Origin of the sequence: Mycobacteroides salmoniphilum (genome assembly GCF_004924335.1) — a bacterium.
Lineage (GTDB): Bacteria > Actinomycetota > Actinomycetes > Mycobacteriales > Mycobacteriaceae > Mycobacterium > Mycobacterium salmoniphilum.
In genome coordinates this window covers 1,617,399-1,642,024 of record NZ_CP024633.1, presented here as the reverse complement: position 1 = coordinate 1,642,024, position 24,626 = coordinate 1,617,399, and the positions used below count along the sequence as shown (strand labels likewise).

Annotated in this window: 25 protein-coding genes; 14 read left to right on the top strand and 11 right to left on the bottom strand. The window is 64.4% G+C overall.

The annotated features are described in order from the left end of the window. Positions 1-16: 16 nt before the first annotated feature. Positions 17-1,177: an acyl-CoA dehydrogenase family protein gene (locus DSM43276_RS08150; protein WP_078329066.1), complete on the bottom strand. Its 1,161-nt coding sequence runs from the start codon at positions 1,175-1,177 to the stop codon at positions 17-19. A gap of 80 nt (positions 1,178-1,257) precedes the next feature. On the opposite strand from DSM43276_RS08150, the gene DSM43276_RS08145 reads away from it, so the two are divergent. The 3 genes from DSM43276_RS08145 to DSM43276_RS08135 all read left to right on the top strand — a co-directional run bounded on the left by DSM43276_RS08145 (position 1,258) and on the right by DSM43276_RS08135 (position 4,087). Beyond that, a complete protein-coding gene (locus tag DSM43276_RS08145; RefSeq protein ID WP_078329073.1) occupies positions 1,258-1,842 on the top strand; it encodes a TetR/AcrR family transcriptional regulator in 585 nt (194 codons plus the stop codon). Between the two features lie 29 nt (positions 1,843-1,871). Beyond that, positions 1,872-2,480 carry a TetR/AcrR family transcriptional regulator gene (locus DSM43276_RS08140; RefSeq protein WP_157896026.1) on the top strand — a complete coding sequence of 203 codons (609 nt, stop codon included), beginning with the start codon at positions 1,872-1,874 and terminating at the stop codon, positions 2,478-2,480. A 116-nt stretch (positions 2,481-2,596) separates the two neighbouring features. Further along, positions 2,597-4,087, top strand: coding sequence for a carotenoid oxygenase family protein (locus DSM43276_RS08135; protein WP_157896025.1), 1,491 nt, complete (start codon positions 2,597-2,599; stop codon positions 4,085-4,087). Here the strand turns inward: DSM43276_RS08135 and DSM43276_RS08130 are convergent. Then, positions 4,084-4,596, bottom strand: coding sequence for a MarR family winged helix-turn-helix transcriptional regulator (locus DSM43276_RS08130; RefSeq protein ID WP_078329072.1), 513 nt, complete (start codon positions 4,594-4,596; stop codon positions 4,084-4,086). The two genes, DSM43276_RS08135 and DSM43276_RS08130, sit on opposite strands and share 4 nt — an antisense overlap. Before the next feature lie 91 nt (positions 4,597-4,687). Here DSM43276_RS08130 and DSM43276_RS08125 point away from each other — a divergent pair, with 91 nt between their 5' ends. The 5 genes from DSM43276_RS08125 (at position 4,688) to DSM43276_RS08105 (ending at position 11,038) form a co-directional block, all read left to right on the top strand. Beyond that, the gene (locus DSM43276_RS08125) at positions 4,688-5,662 is read left to right on the top strand and encodes a quinone oxidoreductase family protein (protein ID WP_078329063.1); all 975 of its coding nucleotides are present in this window, start codon (positions 4,688-4,690) and stop codon (positions 5,660-5,662) included. 60 nt (positions 5,663-5,722) lie between these two features. Continuing rightward, positions 5,723-8,206, top strand: coding sequence for a glycogen/starch/alpha-glucan phosphorylase (locus DSM43276_RS08120; RefSeq protein ID WP_078329062.1), 2,484 nt, complete (start codon positions 5,723-5,725; stop codon positions 8,204-8,206). Between the two features lie 54 nt (positions 8,207-8,260). Further along, entirely contained in the window at positions 8,261-8,887 is a 627-nt protein-coding gene (locus DSM43276_RS08115; protein WP_078329061.1) for a TIGR03086 family metal-binding protein, read from the top strand. Beyond that, the gene (locus DSM43276_RS08110; RefSeq protein ID WP_078329060.1) at positions 8,884-9,519 is read left to right on the top strand and encodes a cysteine hydrolase family protein; all 636 of its coding nucleotides are present in this window, start codon (positions 8,884-8,886) and stop codon (positions 9,517-9,519) included. The genes DSM43276_RS08115 and DSM43276_RS08110 overlap by 4 nt, the downstream gene beginning before the upstream one ends. A 598-nt stretch (positions 9,520-10,117) precedes the next feature. Next, positions 10,118-11,038, top strand: coding sequence for a hypothetical protein (locus tag DSM43276_RS08105; RefSeq protein ID WP_136629007.1), 921 nt, complete (start codon positions 10,118-10,120; stop codon positions 11,036-11,038). A 119-nt stretch (positions 11,039-11,157) separates the two neighbouring features. On the opposite strand, the gene DSM43276_RS08100 is transcribed toward DSM43276_RS08105, so the two are convergent. Then, a complete protein-coding gene (locus DSM43276_RS08100) occupies positions 11,158-12,297 on the bottom strand; it encodes an acyl-CoA dehydrogenase family protein (RefSeq protein WP_078329059.1) in 1,140 nt (379 codons plus the stop codon). Between the two features lie 75 nt (positions 12,298-12,372). Here DSM43276_RS08100 and DSM43276_RS08095 point away from each other — a divergent pair, with 75 nt between their 5' ends. Then, positions 12,373-12,672, top strand: coding sequence for a hypothetical protein (locus DSM43276_RS08095; RefSeq protein WP_078290884.1), 300 nt, complete (start codon positions 12,373-12,375; stop codon positions 12,670-12,672). Positions 12,673-12,676: 4 nt separating this feature from the next. Here the strand turns inward: DSM43276_RS08095 and DSM43276_RS08090 are convergent, their stop codons facing one another. From DSM43276_RS08090 to DSM43276_RS08075, 4 genes are all read right to left on the bottom strand, one after another. Next, positions 12,677-13,708: a M4 family metallopeptidase gene (locus DSM43276_RS08090; protein WP_078329058.1), complete on the bottom strand. Its 1,032-nt coding sequence runs from the start codon at positions 13,706-13,708 to the stop codon at positions 12,677-12,679. Positions 13,709-13,778: 70 nt separating this feature from the next. Then, positions 13,779-14,042, bottom strand: coding sequence for a protealysin inhibitor emfourin (locus DSM43276_RS08085; RefSeq protein WP_078329057.1), 264 nt, complete (start codon positions 14,040-14,042; stop codon positions 13,779-13,781). A gap of 10 nt (positions 14,043-14,052) precedes the next feature. Continuing rightward, positions 14,053-15,087: a M4 family metallopeptidase gene (locus tag DSM43276_RS08080; RefSeq protein ID WP_078329056.1), complete on the bottom strand. Its 1,035-nt coding sequence runs from the start codon at positions 15,085-15,087 to the stop codon at positions 14,053-14,055. Positions 15,088-15,181: 94 nt separating this feature from the next. Next, the gene (locus DSM43276_RS08075) at positions 15,182-16,768 is read right to left on the bottom strand and encodes an ABC-F family ATP-binding cassette domain-containing protein (protein WP_078329055.1); all 1,587 of its coding nucleotides are present in this window, start codon (positions 16,766-16,768) and stop codon (positions 15,182-15,184) included. Positions 16,769-16,956: 188 nt separating this feature from the next. Between DSM43276_RS08075 and DSM43276_RS08070 the strand changes: the two genes are divergently transcribed. Beyond that, a complete protein-coding gene (locus DSM43276_RS08070) occupies positions 16,957-17,904 on the top strand; it encodes a hypothetical protein (RefSeq protein WP_234802996.1) in 948 nt (315 codons plus the stop codon). Positions 17,905-17,906: 2 nt separating this feature from the next. Here the strand turns inward: DSM43276_RS08070 and DSM43276_RS08065 are convergent, their stop codons facing one another. Together DSM43276_RS08065 and DSM43276_RS08060 are read right to left on the bottom strand one after the other, a co-directional pair. After that, positions 17,907-18,638: a hypothetical protein gene (locus DSM43276_RS08065; RefSeq protein WP_078329054.1), complete on the bottom strand. Its 732-nt coding sequence runs from the start codon at positions 18,636-18,638 to the stop codon at positions 17,907-17,909. Positions 18,639-18,751: 113 nt separating this feature from the next. Beyond that, positions 18,752-19,420, bottom strand: coding sequence for a M15 family metallopeptidase (locus DSM43276_RS08060; RefSeq protein ID WP_078329053.1), 669 nt, complete (start codon positions 19,418-19,420; stop codon positions 18,752-18,754). Positions 19,421-19,470: 50 nt separating this feature from the next. Here DSM43276_RS08060 and DSM43276_RS08055 point away from each other — a divergent pair, with 50 nt between their 5' ends. From DSM43276_RS08055 to DSM43276_RS08045, 3 genes are all read left to right on the top strand, one after another. Beyond that, positions 19,471-20,505, top strand: coding sequence for a catalase family peroxidase (locus tag DSM43276_RS08055; RefSeq protein WP_078329052.1), 1,035 nt, complete (start codon positions 19,471-19,473; stop codon positions 20,503-20,505). Beyond that, positions 20,505-21,035, top strand: coding sequence for a cytochrome b (locus DSM43276_RS08050; RefSeq protein ID WP_078329051.1), 531 nt, complete (start codon positions 20,505-20,507; stop codon positions 21,033-21,035). The genes DSM43276_RS08055 and DSM43276_RS08050 overlap by 1 nt, the downstream gene beginning before the upstream one ends. Before the next feature lie 66 nt (positions 21,036-21,101). Next, positions 21,102-21,926 (top strand): glycoside hydrolase family 16 protein, encoded by an 825-nt coding sequence (locus tag DSM43276_RS08045; RefSeq protein WP_078313801.1) that lies wholly within the window; start codon positions 21,102-21,104, stop codon positions 21,924-21,926. Here DSM43276_RS08045 and DSM43276_RS08040 read toward each other — a convergent pair. Further along, a complete protein-coding gene (locus DSM43276_RS08040) occupies positions 21,908-22,765 on the bottom strand; it encodes a helix-turn-helix transcriptional regulator (RefSeq protein WP_078329050.1) in 858 nt (285 codons plus the stop codon). The genes DSM43276_RS08045 and DSM43276_RS08040 overlap by 19 nt on opposite strands. A 158-nt stretch (positions 22,766-22,923) precedes the next feature. On the opposite strand from DSM43276_RS08040, the gene DSM43276_RS08035 reads away from it, so the two are divergent. Next, positions 22,924-23,829: an alpha/beta hydrolase gene (locus tag DSM43276_RS08035; RefSeq protein WP_078329049.1), complete on the top strand. Its 906-nt coding sequence runs from the start codon at positions 22,924-22,926 to the stop codon at positions 23,827-23,829. A 17-nt stretch (positions 23,830-23,846) separates the two neighbouring features. Here the strand turns inward: DSM43276_RS08035 and DSM43276_RS08030 are convergent, their stop codons facing one another. After that, entirely contained in the window at positions 23,847-24,617 is a 771-nt protein-coding gene (locus DSM43276_RS08030; RefSeq protein ID WP_169053096.1) for a S1/P1 nuclease, read from the bottom strand. Positions 24,618-24,626 lie beyond the last annotated feature (9 nt).

Below are 24,626 nucleotides of genomic sequence, written 5' to 3'. Positions count from 1 at the left end.
TCCTTGTCGCATCTGGTCACAGAGACCGAGAGATGAGTTCTTTCATGATTTCGCTTGTGCCGCCGTAGATCTTGTTGACGCGTGCCGCGGCGTACGCCCGGGCGATCGGATACTCCATCATGTATCCGTATCCGCCGAAGAACTGGACACACCGATCGACCACCGCAACCCCCTTATCGGTGGCCACCAGCTTCGCGATGGAGGCCGTCGCGGGGTCATTGGCGCCGTCGATGTAGTTCTGGATGCACCAGTCGACGGTCGTCTTGATCGACAGCACCTCGGCCTTCAGCTCGGCCAGCTGGAACCTGGTGTTCTGAAACTTGATGAGCGGCTGGCCGAATGCCTCACGCTCCTTGGTGTACTTGATCGACTCCAGCACCGCAGCCTCGGCCATGCCGGCGTTCCCCGAGGCGATGATGAGGCGCTCGCGTGCCAGCTGCGTCATGAGCTGGATGAACCCCTGGCCATCTTCCTCACCGAGCCGGTTGGCCACCGGCACCCGCATATCGCTGAAGAACAGCTCACGGGTGTCCTGCCCGTGTTGCCCCACCTTTTCCAGCACCCGGCCTCGCTCGAATCCGGGCAGGTCCTTGGTCTCGGCGACGATGAGCGATATCCCCTTGGCACCCTGAGACGGATCGGTCTTGGCCACGATCACCAGCAGGTCACAGTGTGTGCCGTTGGAGATGAACGTCTTCGAGCCGTTGATCACGTAGTGATCACCATCCCGGACCGCGCTGGTGCGCACCCCTTGCAGGTCGGATCCGGTGCCGGGCTCGGTCATGGCGATGGCCAGCACCAGATCACCACTGATGATGCCCGGCATCCAGCGAGCCTTCTGCTCGGCGTTGCCATAGGTGTTGATGTAGTGCGCGACGATCGGCGAGTGCACACCCCAGCCCGTCGCGGTGTCCTGGGCTAGGGCCAGCTCCTCGGCGACCACCGCGGAGAATCCGAAATCGCCTCCGGCGCCGCCGTATTCCTCGGGCAGGTCCAGGCCGAGCAGACCGGCGTCGCCCAGCTTGTTCCAGAATTCGCGGTCCACCTGGTGCTGCGCGCTCCAGCGTTCCTGGTTGGGCGTGGACTCCTTGCGCAGAAACTCGGCAGCATGCTTGCGCAGGTCGCGGTGCGCATCGGTCTCCCAGGACGCGCGATAGGACGGGAATAGTGCGGACATCTTCCTTGACCTCCTCGTCGAAACGATACAAGTGTATCGTTTCAGATTCGTTTGTAAAGGGGTGCGGTACGATGAGGCTCATGGCAAACCCGCGCGCGACCGACGAGGACCTCACCGCGAAGGCGCGCATTCGCAATACCGCACTGGATTTGTATGCCCAATACGGCGAGGAGCGAATTTCGTTGCGCGCAGTGGCATCCGAGGCCGGGGTGACACTCGGGTTGGTGCAACACCATTTCAAGACCAAGGCCGGTCTGCGCGAGGCGGTTGATCAGCTGGTCGTCGACTACCACATCGACGCGTTGCGCTCCGTCTACGAGGAGAAGGACCCGCGCAAGCTCGCCGCGGCCCGCGATGCCGCCGTTATCGCGATGCTCAAGGCGAATCCCCCGATCGTGAACTACGTGCGCCGGGCGGTCCTCGAGCCCTCCGGAGAACAGCTCAGCATGTTGAATGCGTTGATTCAGCTGACGCGCGACGAGGTCGCCACACTCCGCGAGGAGGGCATGGCCCCCACTGATCGCGCCGAGTCCACCCAGGTTGTGTCCGTGATGGTTCGGCAGATGGGCGCCCTGCTGCTGCAACCCCTGATCGACGCGGTATGGGACCGGCTGGAGCACGGGGACACCCCGAAGCCCACGCTATCCATCAAAGTGCTCGACTAACCGCCACCCCAAGCGGTTACGGTACTGCAGTGACGTCACGCAGCCCCGGCTATCGGCCCACCGATGACGAGCTACTCGATTTAGTGTTACCTGTGGTGGCCGAACAGGGTTGCGGGGCAGTCACTATGGACCAGATAGTGGCTTCCGGCCAGGTGACCAAACAGACGCTCTACGCGCACTTCGGCTCCAAGGACGGATTACTCATCCGACTCGTCGGGCGCGAGGCAACCCTGATGCGCGCGATCTTCGACGACGTGTCGATGCCGGAGAACGTCGACCTGAATGACCCGGCGGCTTCGCTGAGTGATGCCCTGAAGCCGTTCTTCATCCATGCCGCCGCCCGCCCGCTGGGCATGCGGCTGCTGGCCGACTCCACCGCGCCGCATGTCCCAGGATTTGATCAGCAGGTGCTCACCGATGCCGTGTCCCGGATCATGAGCATCCTCGACCTCTGGGAGCCGGTGCACGACGAGGCCGAGACGCACCGGCGCTTGCTGCTGGCGACCATGAGCGCACAGGCCATCAGGTCGGGAGTCTTGACCGCCATCGCTCACCACATCGACCCCGAGGTCTCGGTACGCACGTGCGCGGCATATATCGTCGCCGGCATCAGCGCCGCCTATCCGGAGCCCACCTAACTCACACCCCTGTGGCGGTGCCACCGAATTTGGCTCTTGCCATACCCATTCATGCGGTCTACCGTCGAGCTTGACTCTACGTTCTAGCTCTGATGATGCAGCCAAAGGATGTCGACATGGATATAGATCTGCTTGCGGACGAGCATGTGCTCCCCGTCGATCGGGAGACAACGGCCACCGCCCTGCGCGTGACCGGTGAGATACCGAAGTTCCTGAATGGCCGTTACGTTCGCACCGGCCCCAATCCGCTTCCCGGGCAATACGACCCCGACAACTACTCGGTATTCGGTCTGACCGGCGACGGCATGGTGCACGGAGTGCGGCTGCGCGATGGCCGCGCCGAGTGGTATCGCAGCCGGTGGGTGCGCACACCGAAGGTGTCCAGACTACTGGGTGAGAAGCCGAAGCCGGCCAACTATCGCGCCGGTGTCACGACCGTGTCTCCGCAGACGAATGTGTATGGCTTCGCCGGCAAGACGATCGTCAGCGCCGAGGGCGGTGTCGCACCCTATGAGCTGAACGATGAGCTGGAAACCATCGGAACCTGCGATTTCGGCCGAACACTGGAAGGCGGATACACCGGACATCCCAAGCTGGATCCGGTGACCGGCGAGTTGCACGCTGTCACCTACCAACTCGTCGGCCCGGCGGTGGCCCGCTATGTGGTCATCGATCCCCACGGCACGGTGCGCAAGAGCGTGCCACTCGACGTGCCGGGCAGGCCATTACTGCACGACATCGCCCTGAGCGAGAACTACGTGATGATCTTCGACTGCCCGCTGGTGATCGACCTCAACCTGCTGACGCGCAAGGTCGCGCCCTCGGCGACACCGCCGTTCATCACCCGGATGGCGGCGGGACTGCTCGGCCGATTCGAGCCGCCCGCATTGTTCGGCCCGCTGGTGGCCCGGGCACCCCTGCCCAAGACTGCCGAAGTGCCGCTGCGGTGGAAGAGCTCACACCCCAGCCGAATTGGGGTGATTCCCCGCCAGGGTCCCGCCACGGTGCGCTGGTTCGAGATCGAACCGTGCTACGTGTTCCACACCCTCAACGCCCACGAGGAAAACGGCACCATCGTCATCGATGCCTGCCGTATCACCGGCCCCGACGATGACTCGGCGTACAACATCGCCGACGTGTTGGGGGCGGGGCGGCCACGGCTGCACCGGTGGGAAGTCGACCTGGAATCGGGAGTAGTCAAGGAATCATGGACGGACGAACGCCTCCAGGAATTCCCCATGGTCGACCCGCGCCGGGTCAGCCTGCCGCATCGATACGGCTTCACCACCAGTGTCGGCGACACCGACATCGACACCCTGGAAAGCCTCGATGACGCACGCGCCTCGCTACTCCGCTACGACCTCACCGACGGCGGCACCACCGAACACAAACTGGAGGCCGGACACATACCGGGCGAGTTCTCCCCCGTGCCGCGTTCCGAGGACGCCGAGGAGGGCGACGGGGTGCTCATCGGATATGAATACGATCGCAGCACCCAGCTGAGCAATATGTTGATCATCGATGCTCAGTCGATGGAAAAGCTTGCCACCATTCACCTTCCAGCGCGGATACCGTTTCAGTTTCACGGCAACTGGATCCCGGCCTAGCCGCTCTTCGCCACGATCCGCACCCCGTCCCTACCGGAGGCCAGTAGGTCCTGCAGCACCTTCTCGACAACCTGCAGGTCGGCATTGCTGTAACGCTGCAAGAAGTCGCGCACACCATGCTCCATCTCCTCATGCAGGGTGCTGTGCACATCGACGACGATGCCGCCGTCGACGGTCAGGATGAGCTCAATCTCCTTACGGTTACCGGGAATCGGCACACGCTCAACCCAGCCCGCGTCCACCAGCCGCTGCACATGCTTGGACACCGTGCCCTTGAGCTGGCCCGAGCGCGCGGCCAGACCCACCACGCTGACCGGCCCGTCGGCGATCGCCGCCAACAGATGTAGCGACAGCGTCGGCAGTGTCCTGATGAGGTGTTCCATCCGGCGCGGGAGCCGCTCGGCCAGGAAATCGCGCTCGGCATCCGCGTCCTCGTCCGGGTCGAACTTGTCCCCCACCGCGCCCACCAGGCTGTTGATGCTGCCGATCAACGCCGACTTGGTTTTCATGGAAACCATATTGCCATCCGGCGAGTCGCGCCGTACATTGTCTACATGGTTTCTATGGAAACCATTTCCACAGAAACTTGAGGAGCACGCCATGAAGGCAGCAGTCGTGCACGCGTGGGGACAACAGCCCGCCTACACCGACTTCCCCGACCCCCAGGCGCCCGAGGGCGCCGAGATCGCCATCGTGGAGGCATCGGCCCTGACCAACCTGACCCGGGCCGTCATCTCCGGAAAGCACTACAGCAGCAAGGAAATCACCCTTCCGGCGATCGCCGGTGTCGACGGTGTCGCCCGGCTGGCCAGCGGCAAGCGGGTGTACACCGGGTCTATCGCGCCGCACGGCCTGATGGCCGAGCGCACCATCGTGTACCCCGCCGGGGCCGTCGAGGTGCCCGAGCATGTCGATTCGGTGACCGCCGCCGCGATACCCAATCCCGGAATATCGGCCTGGTTGGCCCTGTCCTACGGCGCCTCGGTGCGGCCCGGCCAGCATGTGCTGGTGCTGGGAGCCACCGGAGTGACCGGCTCGCTGGCGGTCCAGCTGGCCAAATCTGTGTTCGGCGCCGCACATGTGACGGTCGCCGGCCGCAACACCGAGCGGCTGGCCTGGCTGCGCACCGTGGGCGCCGACGATGTCATCACGCTGGGCAGCGATGACCTCACCGACAGCATCACCGCACAGCACGCGGTGCGCCCGTTCGACGCCGTGCTGGACTACCTGTGGGGCTCCCCCGCCGAACAGACCCTGAACGCGCTGGCCGCCAGCCACCCGTCGGCGCACTTCCACGCCACCCGTTTCGTCCAGATCGGCGCGATGACCGGCGAGACGGTCAGCGTCAACGCCTCCACCCTGCGCAGCACCGGCATCACCCTGTCCGGTGTCGGGATCGGCAGTGTGCCGCCTGAAGCCCTGCTGCAGGCACGCACCGAGGCCCTGCCGAAGCTGTTCGCCATGGTCGACAGCGGAGACCTGCAGTTGCAGACACTCGCCCGGCCGTTGGCCGATATCGAAACCGTCTGGGCGACAAAGGAGCCGTCCGGGGTGCGGGTGGTGGTCACTCCCTAGTAACCTGCCGGTCGCCTATTTCCGGTTTTCCCGTGCGCCATTCGATGGCACGGTGTGGACATGACGCACTTCGCCGAGCTCGATCACGACGAACACTCCCGCACCGGATTGAATGCCGACACGCTGCAACGGGCCATCATCGACCATCTGCGGTACTCGATCGGGCGTCCGGCGAGCGTGTTGACCCCCGCGCACTACTACCGGGCCCTGGCGCTCGCGGTCCGAGATCGCATGCAGCAGCGCTGGATTGCCAGCATGCAGACCTACCTGGACCTGAGCCGCAAGGTGGCGGTGTACCTGTCGGCGGAGTTCCTGATGGGGCCGCAGCTGGGCAACAACCTGCTCAACCTGCAGATCGAGGCGCAGGCCCGCGACGCGTTGTCCGCGCTGGGGCAGGACCTCGACGAGGTGCTGGAGTGCGAGGAGGAGCCGGGGCTGGGCAACGGTGGCCTGGGCCGCCTGGCGGCGTGCTACATGGACTCGCTGGCCACCCTGGATCGTCCCGCGATCGGCTACGGCATCCGGTACGAATACGGGATCTTCGACCAGGAGATTCGCGACGGCTGGCAGGTCGAGAAGACCGACAACTGGCTCGATAACGGAAACCCCTGGGAAATCGCCAAGCCCGACCTCAACTTCCTCGTCGGATGGGGTGGCCACACCGAGCAATATCTGGACGAGAACGGGAACTTCCGGGCGCGCTGGATCCCGCAGCGCTTCCTCAAGGGCATTCCGTACGACACCCCCATCCAGGGCTACGGCGTCAATACCTGCAACACCCTGACGCTGTGGAGCGCCCGCGCCGTGCAGTCCTTTGAACTGGACGCCTTCAACGCCGGCGATTACTACAAGGCCGTCGAGGACGAGGTGTCCTCCGAGACCGTCACCAAGGTGCTCTACCCCAATGACGAGCCCGAAGCCGGTAAGCGGCTGCGGCTGCTGCAGCAGCACTTCTTCGTCTCCTGCTCACTGCAGCGCGTGCTACATATCTTGGAGGACGTGGCCGAGCGCCCGGTCAACGAGCTGGCCGAGCAATTCGCCTTGCAGCTCAATGACACTCACCCGTCCATCGGTGTCGCCGAGTTGATGCGGCTGCTGCTCGACGAACGCGCCCTGGGCTGGGACGAAGCCTGGGAGATCACCGTGGCGGCCTTCGGGTACACCAACCACACCCTGCTGCCCGAGGCACTCGAGACGTGGCCGCTGGGACTGTTCGCCGAATCGCTGCCGCGGCACCTGGAGATCATCTACGAGATCAACCGCCGGTTCCTGGACGAGGTTCGGTCCCGCTTCCCCGGTGACGACGCGCGGGTGCGGCGCATGTCGCTCATCGGCGAAGAGGGCGGCAAGAGCGTGCGGATGGCGCACCTGGCCACCGTCGGCAGCCACGCCATCAACGGTGTGGCCGCGCTACATTCGGAGCTTCTCAAGGAGAGCGTGCTCAAGGACTTCTACGAGCTGTGGCCCGAGCGGTTCAGCAATAAGACCAATGGGGTGACGCCGCGCCGGTTCCTGGCGCTGGCCAATCCGGGCCTGCGGGAGCTGCTCGACGACGCCATCGGCGAGGGCTGGGTGGCGGATCTGACCCGGCTGCGCGAGCTGGAGCCCTACGCCGAGGACTCGTCCTTCCGGATGCAGTGGCGAGAGGTCAAGCGCCTCAATAAGGCCCGGCTCGCCGAATATGTGCTGGCGAGCACCGGGGTGGATCTGGACCCCACCTGGATGTTCGACATTCAGGTCAAGCGAATCCACGAGTACAAGCGCCAGCACCTCAACGTGCTGCACATCGTCGCGCTGTACCACCGGCTCAAGCAGAATCCGGATCTGCGGATCGCGCCACGCGCCTTCATTTTCGGCGGTAAGGCCGCCCCCGGATACTTCATGGCCAAGCGAATCATCAAGCTCATCAATGCGGTCGGCGAGACCGTCAACAACGACCCCCACGTCAGCCAGTTCCTCAAGGTGGCGTTCCTGCCGAACTTCAATGTCAAGAGCGCGCACCTGATCTACCCGGCCGCCGATCTGTCCGAACAGATTTCGACGGCGGGCAAGGAGGCGTCGGGCACCGGCAACATGAAGTTCATGCTCAACGGGGCGCTCACCATCGGCACGCTGGACGGCGCCAACGTCGAGATGCTCGAGGAGGCCGGGGCCGAGAACTTCTTCCTGTTCGGGCTCACGGTCGATGAGGTACAGCGCCTGGTGCACGAGGGATACCGGCCCGAGGACTTCGTCGGGCTCGACGAAGAACTCCGCACCGTGCTGGATCTGATTGCCAGCGGCCACTTCTCGGATGGAGATCCGTCGGTGTTCGCGCCGATCGTGGACTCGCTGCGCGGTCACGACCCATTCCTGGTGCTAGCCGACTACTCGTCGTACATCGAGTGCCAGGAGCGGGTGTCGCAGGCCTGGCACGACGTGACGGCGTGGACACGGATGTCGATCCTGAACACCGCGCGCGGCGGCAAGTTCTCCTCGGACCGCGCCATCGCCGAGTACTGCGACGAGATCTGGGGTGTGCAGCCCGTCACCGTGCAGGTGTAGCCACTCCCGGATATACACCTTGGCACATCATATGTATGAGCATATGATGTGTACATGAACACGCCACTTGATCTTCGTGCCGCGCACAGAACGGCGGTATTGGCATCCGCCGATGTTGTCTCGGCCATCACTGTGGATGACCTGCGACGCCCGACCCCGTGCGCCGGGTGGACGCTGGCCGACCTGCTGACCCACATGACCGTCCAACATCGCGGATTCGCGGCCGCCGCTCGTGGTGCCGGCGGCGACCTGACTGTCTGGAATCCCCATACTGTCGCCGACGCGGTGATGGCCGATCCCGCGGGCGCCTATCGCGCCGCCGTGGACGATGTGCTGGATGCGTTTGCCGCCGACGGGGTGCTGGAGGCGATGTTCGCGCTGCCCGAGTTCGGCGCCGAGGCTTCGTTTCCCGGCGCGACGGCCATCGGCTTCCACTTCATCGACTACGTGGCGCACGGGTGGGATGCGGCGCGCAGCATCGGCGCTCCGTTCGCTCTCCCCGACGACGTGATCACCGCGGCGGTTCCGATCGCCTTGGGGGTACCCGACGGCGACTTCCGAGCGGCCGAGGGCTCGCCGTTCGCGCGGGCGCTCGACGAGGTCGACGGTGAGCGCGACATCGACCGCATCCTGCGTCACCTCGGGCGTTCGCCGGATTGGGCCCCTACTGTGGTGGCGTGACAAGCTTCATCGCCCCCGAATGGGACAACTCGGCCCTGGTGGTCATCGATGTGCAGACGGAGTTCGTCTCCGGCGCCATGACGGTGCCGGGGACCGCCGATCGGATACCCCAGCTCGGCCGGCTGGTGGCGGCGTTCCGTAGGGCCGGTCGGCCCATCGTGCACGTGGTGCGGCTCTATGTACCGGGCGGCACCGACACCGATTTGCCCCGTCGCGCAGAGATTCTCGCCGGCCGCGAGGTCGCCGCGCCGGGTAGTGACGGGTCACAGATCCCCGCCGAGCTGCTGCCGCACGGCGAGCGGCTGGATTCAGAGCTGCTGTTGGCGGGTGGGTTTCAGCAGGTCGGGCCAGCGGAACACATCCTGTTCAAGCCGCGCTGGAGCGCCTTTCACCGGACCGACTTGGAGCAACATCTGCGTGCGCGGGGCATCACCACGGTGGTGGTGGCGGGCTGCAATCTGCCGAACTGCCCGCGTGCCACCCTGTTCGACGCTTCCGAGCGGGACTACCGCGCGGTGATCGTCGAGGACGCCACCTCGCAAGTCACCCCGGAGCGGCTGCACGATCTCACGCTCATCGGGGTGAACGTGACCGATGTGGCATCGGTGGAACAGGAGCTGGCGCGGGCCTGAGGCTTGGCCCGATTTTCGGGACATGTCTCTAGTGCCCGGCTGTAAGCGACAACTTGATATCAGATGCCTGAACTGGGACTGAGCTAAGCGTTGCCCAAATTGGGATTCCAAAGCGGCGTTGCAATTTCACACACAACAGGTCACCAAAGTGACAAGATCACGAGCGGTTGCAATATGCCTACGTAGGGGGAATCAAGCAAGCATGTCAGCTCCATATCACCTCTGGAATGCCGCTCGGTCATGGGCGGACTGCGAAGTCGAGACCGAAGATCAGTTCATCCCCGCGATCCGGAGTCTGTTCCCCGCTGACATTCCGGACGATCAACAGGAGCTCCGACTCGAAATCCAACTGATACCTGAGCTCGACCAAGGAAGTCGCACGTTTCGAGTATCCGTCAGAGCCGGCGGCCGGACCGTCGGTTACCTCGACGAGGACGAGACCTCGAAATGGATAGCGATACTTCTACGTATCATCGGATCAGGCTTTGTACCAACGACATCTGGCCGCATCTGGATAAGCGAGTGGGATGGATGGGACGGAGTTGAGGTGAGGTGTTCAGTTCGCGTTTGCCTTGGCGCACCAAACGAGGCAATCCCAGTGAACGAACCACCCAAAGTCGCCTACACAATGCTTCCGCAATCGTCGATCGTCCAGGTGACAAAAGAGGACGAGCACTTCGATGTCCTATCAAAATGCGTTCCTCTTGGCGGATACGGAGTACTGTTCGCCACCCTCTGCGAGAACGCGCCCGGTGGGCGAGCAAAGCCGCATGTCGAAGTCCGCATAGACAACCAACGCGTAGGGCAACTGACACCGCAGATGAGCCAGCGGTATATACCGATGATCCGGCATCTCGAAGCTCGCGGTCTTGTTACCGCATGTTGGGCAGACATCACGGGCTCTGCTGTCGCAGCTGAATTACGCATCGCAGCTGTAAAGGCCAACGAAGCATCGACGGATGTCCTCGATGGCCCTCCGATCACAATCCCAGCGCTTACGCCAGAACTGATGGACCCGCGTCAATACAACACATCACCCCTGCAATCGTTGATGACGCCACTTCCGCTGGTACCCAAGGCAACGCGACCGATACCACCAGAGCCCGCAGATGGGTCAGTTATTCGATTCTCAAAAAGCAAGGGCCGATACAACTACATCGCGGTACGAAGGGGAAGTTACTGGGAGACAACAGCAACGGATAACTGGGGTTCGATCAACGAAGTGATGAGATGGACCGATCTGGCGATACGTTTGCGAGCCTTCGCAGTCGTTTCGCGATGGGATGCCCTAAAACCACAGGACCAACGACTTCGCGAAAACCTCGCGGTGGTTCGTTTCTCAATCAACGGTATGTACCTCGCAGCGATACGCATCGCGGGGTACGACGGCCAAGCAGATTGGTACACAACAATCACCAACGAAGCGGAGTTGCAACTACCTTTTGGCGACTGCGCCAGCTGGTCTGAGATATCCCAGCACGGAAGCCACATACAGATAGCCGATGGTTGGGTCTCGTAGCCTTGACGGAATCGTGGCCTCTAGAGATGCAACCGTCACACACGGTCGGTGACTTGCTGTCGCTCAGAGGTGGGCACTTCGAAGTGTCTTCCCGCCCGACTCCCTACTCGGTCCATCACTCAGGAGAATCCGTCGATCTGGGATAGCACCCGCATCATCACCTCGTCGGCGCCGCCGCCGATGCTGAGCAGACGCTGATCCCGGAAGAATCGCGACGTCCACGTCTCGGTCATGTACCCCATGCCGCCGTGCACCTGCAGGCACCAGTCGCCAGCCTCGCGAACCAACGGTCCGGCGGTGAGCTTGGCGATGGTCACCTTGCGGGTCACATTCTCCCCCGCCATATACCGGCCGGCGATATCGCGGTTGTAAACCTCCAACATGTCGGCCCGCGCGGCAAAGCCCGCGTACTGGTAGGCCAGATGCTGATTCTTGGTCAGCGGCTTGCCAAACACCTGTCGCGCCAACGCGTATTCCTTGGTGCGCTGCAAGGCCCTGTTCACACTGGCGGGGATGCCGTAGGCGCCGAACATGCGCTCCATGACGAACTGGGACATCTGCTGCTGGAACCCGCGGCCGACCTCGCCGATGGTGTTGGACACCGGCACCCGCACGTCGTCGAACGTGATCAGGCCCGTGTCGGAGGCGTGCATGCCAAGCTTGTCGAGCTTGCGAACCTCGTATCCGGGAGTCTTGGTCGGCACGATGATCTGGCTCATCCCCGCGTATCCGCCCTCATCGGAGGTGCGGGCCAGCACGCACAACCAGTCGGCCTGAACGGAGTTGGTGATGAACATCTTTGAGCCGTTGATCACCCAGTCGTCGCCATCACGGCGGGCATGGGTCTTGATGGCGGCCACATCGGATCCGGCGTCCGGCTCCGTCACCGCGATCGCGGCGATCTGCTCGCCCTGCAACGCCGGAGCCAGGAACTCGCGCTTGAGCTCATCGGTGCCGTGCTTGTGCAGCGACGGGGTCGCCATCGCGACGTGAACGCCGAAGGCCATCGGGAACGAGCCGTGATCCACCCGGCCCAGTTCCTCGGCGAGCACCAGCGTGAAGAGGTGATCGGCACCCTGCCCGCCGTACTCGGGGTCGTATTCGAGGCCGACCAATCCGAGTGTGGCCATATCGGCGATCACGTCGTGCAGCGGCATCATCTGCTCGCGTTCCCACTCATCGACGTGGGGGTTGATCTTCTCCTCGATGTACCGGCGGACGGTACTGCGGAAGTCGTCGTGCTCGGACGAGAACGGCATCGGTCTCTCCTTGTATCGGTGTTGGGAGCCATCTTGCCTCAGCCGCGCGAGCTAACATGGTGGTGGAGGTCTCCCATGAGGTTCGCAGCAGTGTTCGCATCGGCAGTGATGGCGCTGTCACTTGCGCCGATGGCCGTCGCAGACCCTAACTGGCCGATCGCCGGATCCGGCTCTGCCAGCGAAACCATCTCGGAACTGGAAAGTCAGGGGTACGAGGTCCAGATCAACTGGGTCAACGGCAACACCCTGACCCCGCTGGAGTTCTGCACCGTCAACGGCATCAACAATCCCGACCGCTCAGGCACGCAGGTCAAGGCCAACACGACCGTCTACGTCGACGTCTCCTGCCCCAACTACTGGGACACCGGCGACTAAGCCGCTAGAGCCCGACCTCGGTCCATGCCTCGTCAATGGCCGCCTTGGGTGACTCAGCACCGGTCCGGGCCGCGGCGATCTGCCGGGTGAGTTTCGCGAAAGCCTTGAACGTCATGTTCTTTCTTGCCTTCGGGCTGGTCAGCGCCTCGTACCAGACAGTCCCCACGGCCTCCCAGGACTTTGAGCCGTGTGTGGTCGCCGCGAGGTAGAACGCGTGGTTGGGGATGCCGCTGCCGTCGTGCGGGTCACTGCCGGGAACATAGTCGCGGTAGTGAGCCGGTTGCGGCGAGAGGCAGTGCGCAGCACCGGGGTCAGCGAGATCCCGGAGGCAGGTGTACCCCTTGTCGAGCGCGCGCGGCCCCAGAATGTCCTTGCCGATCAGCCAATCGGCCGCGTCCGCGGTCTGCTCTGCTTGCCATTGCCGGAACATCGACCCGAAGACATCCGAGACACTCTCGTTCAACGCCCCGGCCTCGTTCTCGTAGTTCAGGCCCGCGGTAAATTGCGTAACCCCGTGTGTCAGTTCATGACCGATCACATCGTTGGCCTTGGTGAAGTCCAGGAAGATCTGGCCGTCACCGTCGCCGTAGGCCATCTGCGAACCGTTCCAGAACGCGTTCGCGTACTTGACGCCATAGTGGACGGACGAGATCAGCGTCATGCCCGCATTGTCAACAGAGTTGCGCCCGAAGCACTCCCGGTAGAAGCGCACGACCGCGGCCGTTTCGGCGAATGCCCGCTGGACGGTGGCGTCCTTGGACGCGGCCGGATCGGCGACGGCCACGCCCGGCAGTGAGGTGGTCTGCCGGGAATCGAACACCGGCGTTTCGGGGACCTTGGCCAACGCCGTGGCGGCTGCACTGATGGTGTTACCGGTTGCCGCCTGGGTAGCTCGCGTGTGCGCATTGCGCAAGGTACGCCAAGACAATTCGGATGCCGCCGTGGCCAAGAGTGCGACCCGTGAGTCTTCGGCGATGTCACCATCCTCGGCCAGTCGCGACAGTACGGCCGGCGGGATGATGAAACGCGTGCACATTACACATCACCCTACCGGGCAGCGTGCATACCCGCTCGGCTCGTGAACGGTGAACTGTCAGGTCCGGCCGTCAGATCGGTTCTTTGACCACCTGACGGACGGCGTCGGGCAGCAGGCTCTCCGGGATGGCCCGAGTGATCCGATCAGACCCGCTGACCCGGGTCACCGTGTACGTGAAGCGGTCAGCACCCGGGTCGCCCGGAAGCGACCCGGGGCTGTCCAACAATCCATCCAGTACGCGTCGCGCCTCGGGGTCCAAGCTCTGGTCAGTACACGTACCGCTGGCCGGAAGCCCGGTGAATCCGCCCCGTCTGTCGATGAGGTACTCCACCATGACGGCGACGCTACAGCCCGACCGCGGTCCACGCGTCGTCTATCGCCTTATGTACAGATTCGGCGGCCGCGTTGGCTGCGGAGATCTCGCGCGTCAGGTTGGCGAAGGCCTTCATCTTCATGTTGGGACGGGCTTTCGAGCTGGTCAGAGCCTCGTACCAGACCGTGCCCACGCCCTGCCAGGAGTACGAGCCGTGCTTGGTCGCCGCGAGGTAGAACGCGTAGTTGGGGATGCCGCTGCTCTCATGCGGGTCACTGCCGGGCACATAGTCGCGATAGTGCGACGGCTGCGGCGCGAGGCAGTGCCGGGCGCCCGGGTCGGCCATATCGCGCAGGCACGTGAAGCCCTTGGCGATGGCCCGCGGACCCATGATGTCCTTGCCGATCAGCCAGTCGGCTTGACCGACCGTTTGTCCGGCGCTCCACTGCCGGAACATCGATCCGAATACATCGGACATGCTCTCGTTGAGGCCACCGGCCTCGTTCTTGTAGAGCAGGCCCGCCGTGTATTGGGTGACGCCGTGCGTCAGCTCGTGGCCGATCACGTCGTTGGATCCGGTGAAGTCGACGAAGATCTCGCCGTCGCCGTCGCCGTAGGTCATCTGCGAGCCATTCCAGAACGCGTTGGAGTAGTTCACGCTGTAGTGCACCGAGGACACCAACGTCATACCTTCGTCGTCGACCGAGTTGCGCCCGAAGCATTCCTTGTAAAACTTCGCCACCGAAGCGGTTTCGGTGAACGCGTGCTTGGCGGAGGTATCGGTGGAGGTGCCTGGATTCGCGATCGTGATACCGGGCAGCGAGGTGGTGTGCTTGCAGTCGAACACCGGGGTGCCGGGGGCCGTGGCCAGCGCCTTGGCGACGCCGGCGAATGCGTCGGCGCGAGCCAGCAGTCCGGCCTGGGTGGCCTCGGTGTGCGCGTCGCGCAATGTGCGCCAGGCCGATTCGGACGCGGCCGTGGCCGCCAGGGCCGTTCGCGAATCGTCGGCGACGCTGTCATCGTCGGCTAATCGCAGCAGGACATCTTGGGGGATAATGAAACACATCGTGAGTCTCCTTGACATGGCCGCGCGTACGCGGGGTGGGAACGTGACCAGCTCAGCGTGCGTGTGGAGGTATCCCCCTGACGTGCGTACCGCACTACCCGATTACCGGCTCCGTCCTCCAGTCCCTATGCCGGGCCCCGATGTCGTCGAGAAAGCCGAGGTCGTGGCTGGCCACGATCACCGCACCCCGGTACTCCCCTAGCCCCGAGACCAGCGCGTCGTAGGACGCGAAGTCCAGGTTGTTGGTGGGTTCGTCCAGCAGCAGCAGTTGTGGAGCAGGGTCGGCCAGCAGCACCGCGGCCAGCGTCGCCCGGAACCGTTCGCCACCGGACAGCGCACCGACAAGCCTGTCGGCGGCATTGCCGCGGAACAGAAATCGCGCCAGTCTGGCACGGATGGTGTTCATATCGGCGTGCGGAGCACGGCGTGCCACGTTGTCGGCGACACTGCGCGCATCGTCCAGCAGATCAAGACGCTGCGGGAGTAGGCCCATCGGAACATGTACCGTCACAGCACCTTCAGCGGCAGGGATGCGCCCCGCGAGGGTGTGCAGCAGCGTGGTCTTTCCCGAGCCGTTGGGCCCCACCAGGCCCACCCGCTGCGGCCCGCGCAGCTCCAGGTGCGCGGCGACTCCGTGACGAAGTACCAGGTTGTCGGTGGTGACGACGACGCGACCGGCGGGAACCTCGGTGCCCGGCAGGTCGATACGGATGGAGCGGTCGGCTCGCAGCCGGGTCTGCGCCTCATCCAGATTCTCGCGGGCCTTGTCCAGCCGATCGGTCTGTGTCTGCGTGAGCGCTGCCGCCGATTCCTGCGCGGATCGCTTGCGCAGCCCCATCACGATCTTGGGCTCACGCTTGTTGGCTTGCATCTTGGCGCCGTAGCGGCGCCGCTGCGCGATAACCCTTTCGGCCTCGACCAGATCGCGGCGTTCGCGGCGCACTTCAGCCTTGGCCGTCGAGATCGCCTGCGCGGCAGCCTCTTGTTCAGCCGTGATCGCTGCCGCGTACTCGCTGTATCCGCCGCCGTACCACGTCACGCCGCCGTCGCGCAGATCCCCGATGCGCTCCACGTGCTCCAGCAGCTCACGGTCGTGGCTGACCACCAGCAGCGTGCGCGGCCAAGACGACACCACGTCGTACAGGTGCCGGCGGGATTCGCCGTCGAGGTTGTTGGTCGGCTCGTCGAGTAGCAGTACGTCGGGGCGCCGCAACAGCAGCCGGGCCAGACCGAGCCGAATCACCTCGCCTCCGGACAGATCGCCCAGCGTGCGGTCCAGCACCGCGGCCGGCAGGCCGAGACGATCCAGCTCGGCGCGCACCCGCTCGGCCAGATCCCAGTCGTCGCCGACGGTGTCGAAGTCGGCCTGATCGGTGGACCCGTGCTCAATGGCCGCGATGGCCGCCAGCACGGGCGTCAGACCCAGCAGATCGGGAACCGACTGATCGGCGCGGATAGTGAGATCCTGTGGCAGGTAACCGATATGGCCCGAGGCATGGACCATCCCCGAGGTGGGCAGTAGCTCACCCGCGATGAGCTTGAGCAGGGTGGACTTGCCGGAGCCGTTGACACCGACCAGCCCGGAGCGCCCTGCCGGAACCAGCATGTCGAGCCCGTCGAGAACGACGGAACCGTCGGGATGTACGTAGGTGAGAGCGTTCGAGGATATGACAGCAGACATGGAAAGGACTTCCTGTGAGGTGGGGTCGCCGAAAACGCGCGAGGGCGCGCCGGCGGATTGCCAGACCTCACAGATCCATGTCGTACCTTTCGTCGGGGACCAGGACGCCAGCCAGAATAGGCGCCGCACATGGAAGCGGCAAGGGGATTTTCCTCCCTGGTCAGGCCCCTCGCGCGTAGCATGCTCGCATGCCGGCCGAAGAAGCGTCGGAGGAGCCAGCGCGTCAATCTGCCGACGCGCCGGGGAAGCTCGACGCTCCGGCCGCCGCGGACTCACCGGATCCGGTGTCGATTATTCGCCCCGTCATCGCCGTAATCACCACGGTGGGAACACCGTTGACGATGATCACCGCGCTGCTGCTGTACTTCGGCTGGGCCCGCAGCGACGCGCAGTCCCAGTGGATGGGCATCGAGGTAAGCCTGTTCCGCTTCACCACTCAGGACTACGTGTTACGCAGCATCAGCACGCTGTATCTGCCGATCCTGGCGATGGCGGTCATCGGAATCGCCTGGCTGGCAGCGCATCGCGCGTTGACCGAGAAGATCGAGCGCGACGGCGTGACCGATACGATCCGGGTGATCTGCCGGGTCACCATGCTCGGCGGGCTGGCTGTCGCCATCCTGGGCGTGGTGATGCCCGCGCTGACGCGTGCCTGGGAACCCGGGACGGTGGTGTGGCCGCTCATGATCGCGATCGGCACGGCACTGGCGGTGTACGGCAGGCATCTGAGCCGCCAGGGGCAGGAACGCACGCGGCCACGCAGTGCCATTGCCCGTCCCCCCGATGTGCTCGAGGCCGTGCTCGTCGGCATTGTGATTGCGGCAGCGATGTTCTGGGCGGTACAGGGGTACGCCGATATCGTCGGACGCGGGTATGCGCAGCGCTACGAAGACTCGGTGTCGTCACTGCCCCGGGCGACGGCCGTCAGCGAGAGCCCGTTGGGCATCGACTCTCCCGTGGTGCGCACCGAGGAGATCACCACGGGGCCGAAAAAGCTCTACCGCACCACGGGATTGCGGCTGCTCGCCGAGTCCGGGGGCCGGCTGTTCTTGATGACCGAGGGGTGGACCGTCCGCAACGGCAGCATCATCGTGCTGGACGAGGACCAGTCGGTGCACTGGCAGTTCTCGCACTGACCTCACCGCGCCGGTGTGGTGGTGGTTGTCGTGCTCGAAGTGGTCGTGGTGGAGGTCGTACTCGATGTGGTGGTGCTCGACGTCGTGGAACTGGTTGTGGAGGAATCGGTCTCGTCCGGGGGCACGAAGCTGTTGTTGTCCTTCGAGCATGCGGTGCGGCCGTCGGTCTGCGGGAACGTCAGCGCGGGCTGGCCGCCCGGGTGCTCCTCATGCCAGGCAAGGAGCTTGGTGACCATGGCCGCGATGGTGTCGTCGACGCACTGCGCCGGGCCGATCTCGACACCCGCACCGCGCGCCGCAAAGGCCTTGGCCGCCACATCCCATTGGCTCTCTTCGCCGTTCACCGCGGCACGGCACACACCCACCGCCGCCTCGTAGAGGTTGCCCTCGGGTTTCTGGACATTCTTGAGGCTGTCGCAATCATGTTTGAGAAAGTAGACGTAGACGTCCCAGCCCGGTGTCGGGAAGGCAGGGTCCTTGGGGCCATAGGGCACCCACGCGAGCCCGTCGTCCGTGGGCGTCTTCCCGGACGTGGACGACCCACCGCCGCTGGTACTTCCGTGCGAACCACCGTCGCCCCCGTGGGTGATGGTCGTCTGATCGGTGACGGTCTGGGTCACGGTGCGCGTGACAGATTCACCGGTGCCGCCACAGGCCACCGCGAGGGCGCCGGCCAGCACCGCGAGCGGGACACAGCGGCGCACTGTCCCCACGGGAATCGGCGATGCAGGCATGGCAACCTCCCAGCAGGATCATTCGACCCGAAAGGGAAATTACTCCGGTAGAGCGCCATCGCACCGGGTACTGGACTACTCAATTTCTCCCGGGTAGTGGAACAACCGTCTGGTCAGTTGACCGGCACCTGCAGAACCGGGCGGTCCACACCCGCTCCGGGCCCGTCGAAATGCCACCACTCACCCGAGTACACCTGAAGCCCGCCAGCCTGCATGGCACCGCGCAGGCGGGCCCGGTTGGCCTGCTGCTCGGCGCTGACCCCGTCGGTGGCGTAGGCCAGGGAACGCGGGGAGAAATCGTCGAATCCGGTACCCATATCGACCAGACCCCGCGCGTTGGCCAGCGTGACGTCCACCGAGCGCCCGGCCTCGTGGCTGCGGGCGTACTGGCCGGGCTTGGCGACCCAGTTCGGGTTGGGCACTACCTGGAACATGCGGATCTGCACATCGTGCGGGCGGTAACAGTCCCAGAAGACGAGCCGCTCACCGTTGGCGCGCAGCGTGTCGGCGGCGGTCTTGAGGCCCGGCGCCATCGACTCGTGCACCAGGCAGCGGGCATCGGCCGGGTACAGCTGCACGCCGGTGAAGTTGTTGGTGGTGGCGTAGCGCAGGTCGATGACCGCGTCGGGCACGATGCTGCGCACGTCCAGCAGCCCGGCGGCGCGGGCGGCCTCGCTCACGGGTGGCACTCCCGGGTCGGCGCTGGCGGGTGCGAACTGACTCAGAGCGCACCCGAGACCGAGGGCGGCGTATCCGAGACCGAGGATGAGACGCTTCATCATCGTTTCATTGTCCCCGGTGCGCTCACAGATTCGCGTATTAGGCTCGTTTCGTGGTCGCACACAAGCTAGACCGCCGCATGTTCATGGGTCTGGTCGCCGCCGGGGCAGTCACCGTGACGGGACTGGGTGGCTTCGTGGCTCTGGAGGGCCGGGGCGGCGTCCGACTGACCGGGCGCTCCTTCATCGACCTGTTCGAGACGACCGGTGGAAAGTTCGTCGGGTATCGACGCAACCACGCCAAAGCTCTTGCGGTATCGGGCCGTTTCGAAAGCAATGGAGCGGGAGCGGAAGTCTCGTCAGCGTCGGTGTTCGTCAAGGGCGTGCATCCCGTCGTCGGGCGGTTCTCGGTGGGCGGCCAGAATCCGCACCAGCCCGATACCGGGTCCGGACAGGCGCTGGCCCTGGAGTTTTCGCTTCCCGGCGGGCAGCAGTGGCGCACCGCGATGGCCGCTGCGCCGGTGTTCATGGCCCCGACGCCGGAGATGTTCTACGGGCTGATCGCGGCGCGGACCTCGGGTGACAAGGAGAAGGTGGCGGCGTTCCTGCGGGATAACCCCGCTGCGGCGGCCGCGCAGAAGCTGATCGAGGCGGCACCCAAGGCTTCGTCGTTCGCGCAGGCCAGCTATTCCAGCCTCAACACCTTCATCTTCGTCACCAAGAACGGCGACCGGACTCCGGTGCGGTGGCGGGTGATTCCCAACGGGGACGAGGCCGGGACCCCGGCGAAGAACGGGCCCCATTGGATGTTCGAGGCGCTGGCCCAGCGGGTGCGCCGCGGTGAGCTGCGCTACCGGCTGCTGCTTCAGATCGGTATGCCGGGTGTGGATCAGACACATGATCCGACACTGCCCTGGCCTGCCGACCGCGAGCAGATCGATGCCGGAACACTGGTACTTGGCCACGCGATAGCCCAAGAGCAGGAACGCATCCGGGATACCAACTTCGATCCGACAGTGCTGCCCAAGGGAATTGAGATATCCGATGATCCGATCCTTGCGGCCCGCGCGGCCGTCTATGCCGAGTCGTTTCGGCGCCGCGCGCGAGAGACTCCGGCGCCGGTGGAGCAGTTCGGTCAGGACATGTGATGACTGAATCCACGGGTGTCGAGCGTTTCGGATTGGCGGCGCAGCTTCTGCATTGGCTGATGGCGGTTTCGATCATCACGATGCTGGTGCTGGGCGCGCTGCTCGTCGGGTCACTGGGCGACTACCCGATAGTGCTGGCCTGGCATAAGGCCGTGGGCGTGCTGGTGTTGGTGCTCGCGGTGCTGCGCCTCGCTAACCGGATCTGGCATAAACCGCCACCGCTGTCGCTCGCCCAGCCGGAGCGCTTCATCGCCGCCGGTTCCGAGCTCGCGATGTACACGTTGTTCCTGGCGCAACCGGTGATCGGATGGGCGCTGGTGTCGGCGTCCGGGGTTCCGGTCCAGGTCGCCGGACTGCGCTTTCCGTCGATCGCGCCCACCAGCATCGGGTGGTACGGCGTGCTGCGCGAGGCACACGCGTGGGTCGCTTACGCGTTGCTCGCCTGCATAGTTGCCCATGTCAGCGCCGTGCTGTTTCACACGATCGGGTTGCGGGACGGACTACTGGCCAGAATGCTTCCGCGCCACTAGCAGCCAAAACGGCCGGGGCTGCGCCCGTGGCCCAGGTACAACCATTATCGTTTCGGGGTGCCCGAAATGGATCGTCGCAAGTTGATACTGACCATGGGCTTCGGCATTGCCGCAGCCGCCCTGCCTCTCGCCACGGCTCAGGCCGACCCGAGACGTCAGCCCGCGGCACCGCCTGATGCCCAGACGGCCGGTTTTGTGTTCCGCGACGAGTTCGACGGCCCCGCAGGTTCAGCCCCCGACGGTTCCAAGTGGGTGGCCGCGAAGTTCCGCGAGAAGATCAAGAACCCGGTGTTCTGGGACCGCCCCGAGAACATGGGCGAGTACCGCGACAGCCGTACCAACATCTTCCTCGACGGTAACTCCAACCTGGTGATCCGTGCGACGAAGGAAGGCAACAAGTACTTCAGCGGCAAGCTGCACGGCACCTTCCGCGGCGGCATCGGCCACACCTTCGAGGCGCGCATCAAGTTCAACTGCCTGACCGACGGTGCGTGGCCGGCGTGGTGGCTGCTAAACGACAACCCCGAGCGTGGCGGCGAGATCGACCTCGCGGAGTGGTACGGCAACCGTGACTGGCCCTCGGGCACCACGGTGCACGCACGTCTGGATGGCACCTCGTTTGAGACGCTGCCGATGCCGGTGGACAGCAACTGGCACACCTGGCGCTGCACCTGGACCGAGGCCGGGCTGTACTTCTGGATGGACTACCACGACGGCGCGGAGCCGTACCTGACGGTCGACGCGAATTCCCTTGACGATTGGCCGTTTAACGACCCGGGCTACACGCTGCAGCCGATGCTGAACCTGGCTGTTTCCGGCTCCGGTGGTGGCGATCCGTCGGGTGGTTCCTACCCCGCGGAGATGCTCGTCGACTACGTGCGGGTCTGGTAGTTCAGACCCGCACGACTCAACGCGGTGAGCGCGGCAGCCGCATGCGTGTCGGAGGGGACCAGGAACGCAAGGCTGGTCGTGAAACTGGTCGCGCGGTGATAGATCTGCCAGTCAAGGCTGAATTCACCGACGGCGTGATGCCGATAGCGCTTCCGCCCGGACGTGTTGTGGTGCGACACGTCCTGTGATGACCACCAGGATCGGAAATCGCGGTCGCTGGCGGATAGTTCACCGATGAGGTCGGCCAGACGGGGGTTGTCTGGTTGACGTGCGGCGTCCATGCGCAGGAATGCCACACATTCCCGGCCCACCGCCTCCCAGTCCACATACATAGCGCGTATTTGTGGGTGCAGAAACGCCAACCAGACGAGATTGCGGCGCTCGTGTGATAGCTCCGCGAAATCAAGGAACAACAACGATGCCAACGAGTTCCAGCCGTGGATGTCTAAGTACGGGCCAAGGGCCAAGGTAGGGATTTCGTTGATGTGGGTGAGCAGGTTGCGCGTCACCGGGTCGATGGGTGCGTCCTGTGTTGTTCGCGGAGCCGTAGGCTTACGGGCCAACGTGCGAACGTACGCCTCCTGATCGGGACTGAGCTGGAGGGCGCGACATATCGCCTCGACGGTGCCCTCGGAGACGCTGGCCAGGCGTCCCTGCTCAATGCGGGCGTAGTAGTCCGAACTGATACCCGCTAACAGCGCCACTTCTTCACGGCGCAACCCGGTTACGCGTCGGGCACCGACCGAACGCGGCAATCCGGCCAGATCGGAACTCAGTTCGGCCCGGCGAGTTCGCAGGAAGGCACCGAGTTCGGCATTGGCTTTGGATGCTTGTGCCATGACCAGAGCATGCCACCCGGGATCGGAGTGACTGTTTGGTTAAGGGTAGGCAATTTCTACCTAGGAAAGACTGTCACTGGTTATGTCCCGTGGGCCGCACCAGAATGCAGTAGAGCGGATGGTTCACCGCCGACCACAGCAGACAAAGGATGCGCGCAATGCCCGAGAACGTCCGGTTCACCAGCAAGGACCTTCAACTCGCAGGGAACCTCTACTACCCCGAGTCCACGGAAGACGGCGTACCTGCCGTCGTGGTCAGCCATCCGTTCGGCGGAGTGAAGGAACAAACTGCCGGCCTGTACGCGCAGGAATTGGCCACAAAGGGGTTCGTGGCGCTGACCTTCGACGCGAGCTATCAGGGTGAGAGCGAGGGCGAGCCACGTTTCCTGGAAGATCCGTTCACACGGGTCGAGGACATTCGTTCGGCGGTCTCGTTCTTGACCACCGTGGCTCGGGTAGACCCTGATCGGATTGGTGCTCTGGGCATTTGCGCATCCGGCGGCTACGTCCCCAACGCCGCCGCCACCGATCAGCGGATCAAGGCCGTCGCGACTGTCAGCGGCGCCGACATTGGATCGCTGTACCGCGACGGGCTCGGCGGTGGCCAGAGTGTGGAACAGCTCCAACACGCGCTCGCCGTGGCGGCCGCCGATCGCACCGCCCAGGCGCAAGGCGCCAAACCAGCACTCGCACATGTGGTTCCCGAATCGGACGAAATCACCGCCGACACCCCTGTGTTGTTCGCAGAAGGCTCGGACTACTACCGCACACCCCGGGCACAGCATCCGAACTCTCCGAATTGGTATGTGGCGTCGAGCATCGTTCCGATCGCGGCGTACTCCTCATACGACCACGTCGATCTCATTTCGCCGCGTCCGCTGCTGATGATCGCGGGCACCGAAGCGGACACGCTGTACTTCAGCGAACAGGCCATTGAGAAGGCACAGGAGCCCAAGGAGCTCTTTCTGATCGAGGGCGCCACACATATCGACCTGTACGACAGGCCGCAGTATGTTGGTCCGGCCGTCGAAAAGCTCGCCGAGTTTTTTGGAAAGTACCTGTAGAGCGGGCTTTTAAGGCGCTAGGCCAGGGTCTCATTGATCAACCGCGCCAGGCGATCACCGGCCAGGCGCAGCTGCGCCTCGGCGATCGGGCGGTACTGGTTGGTGTAGTCCGTGCCGATGGTCGACGTGTTGGGATAGGCGCCCACCGCGATGTGGCAGGTGTCCTGCGCCCAGTCGACGGGATCGGTGCTGCCGAGATCGGGCGCGGGCAGCGCCTGGACCACCTGGGTGTACTGAGCGTCCTTGAGACCACGGGTGTTCAGTAATCCGCTGTCCCACACCGAATGCAGGTTGGTGGACCGGCCGTTGTAGGTCAGCGGGATGTCGTTGCCGCCGCGGTCGCGGGCGTAAGCGTCGTGCATCGGCTGGTGAATGTCGCCGACGAAATGCACGACGAACTTTAGGGCCTCCCGGCGTTCGGCATCCGATTTGGATCTGTCAGCCAGGATCGCGGTCTGGTTGCGAATGGCCTCGATGACGTTGTTGCCGTTGTCGCCATTGATCGCAGGCACATATTGGCAGTTGTTCTCGGCGATGTCGGCGTAATGCCAGGGTGCGGTCTCGGGCCGGCTCGGACGTACCTGGTCGGCCCAGTTGGCCACCCCCGCCAGCGTTGGGGTGGTCTCGCCGGTCAGCAGGCGCGAAACCTCCGCGCGGGCCGCGGGCGTGAGCTGCGCATCGGCGACCGCGCCCACAATGCTGTGCCCCTGCGGACCCCAGGCGGAGGCCAGCGGCGCCGTCACGAGCAGCAGCGCGGCCGCAACCACCAACGCGCCAAACTTTTTCATCACCACCCC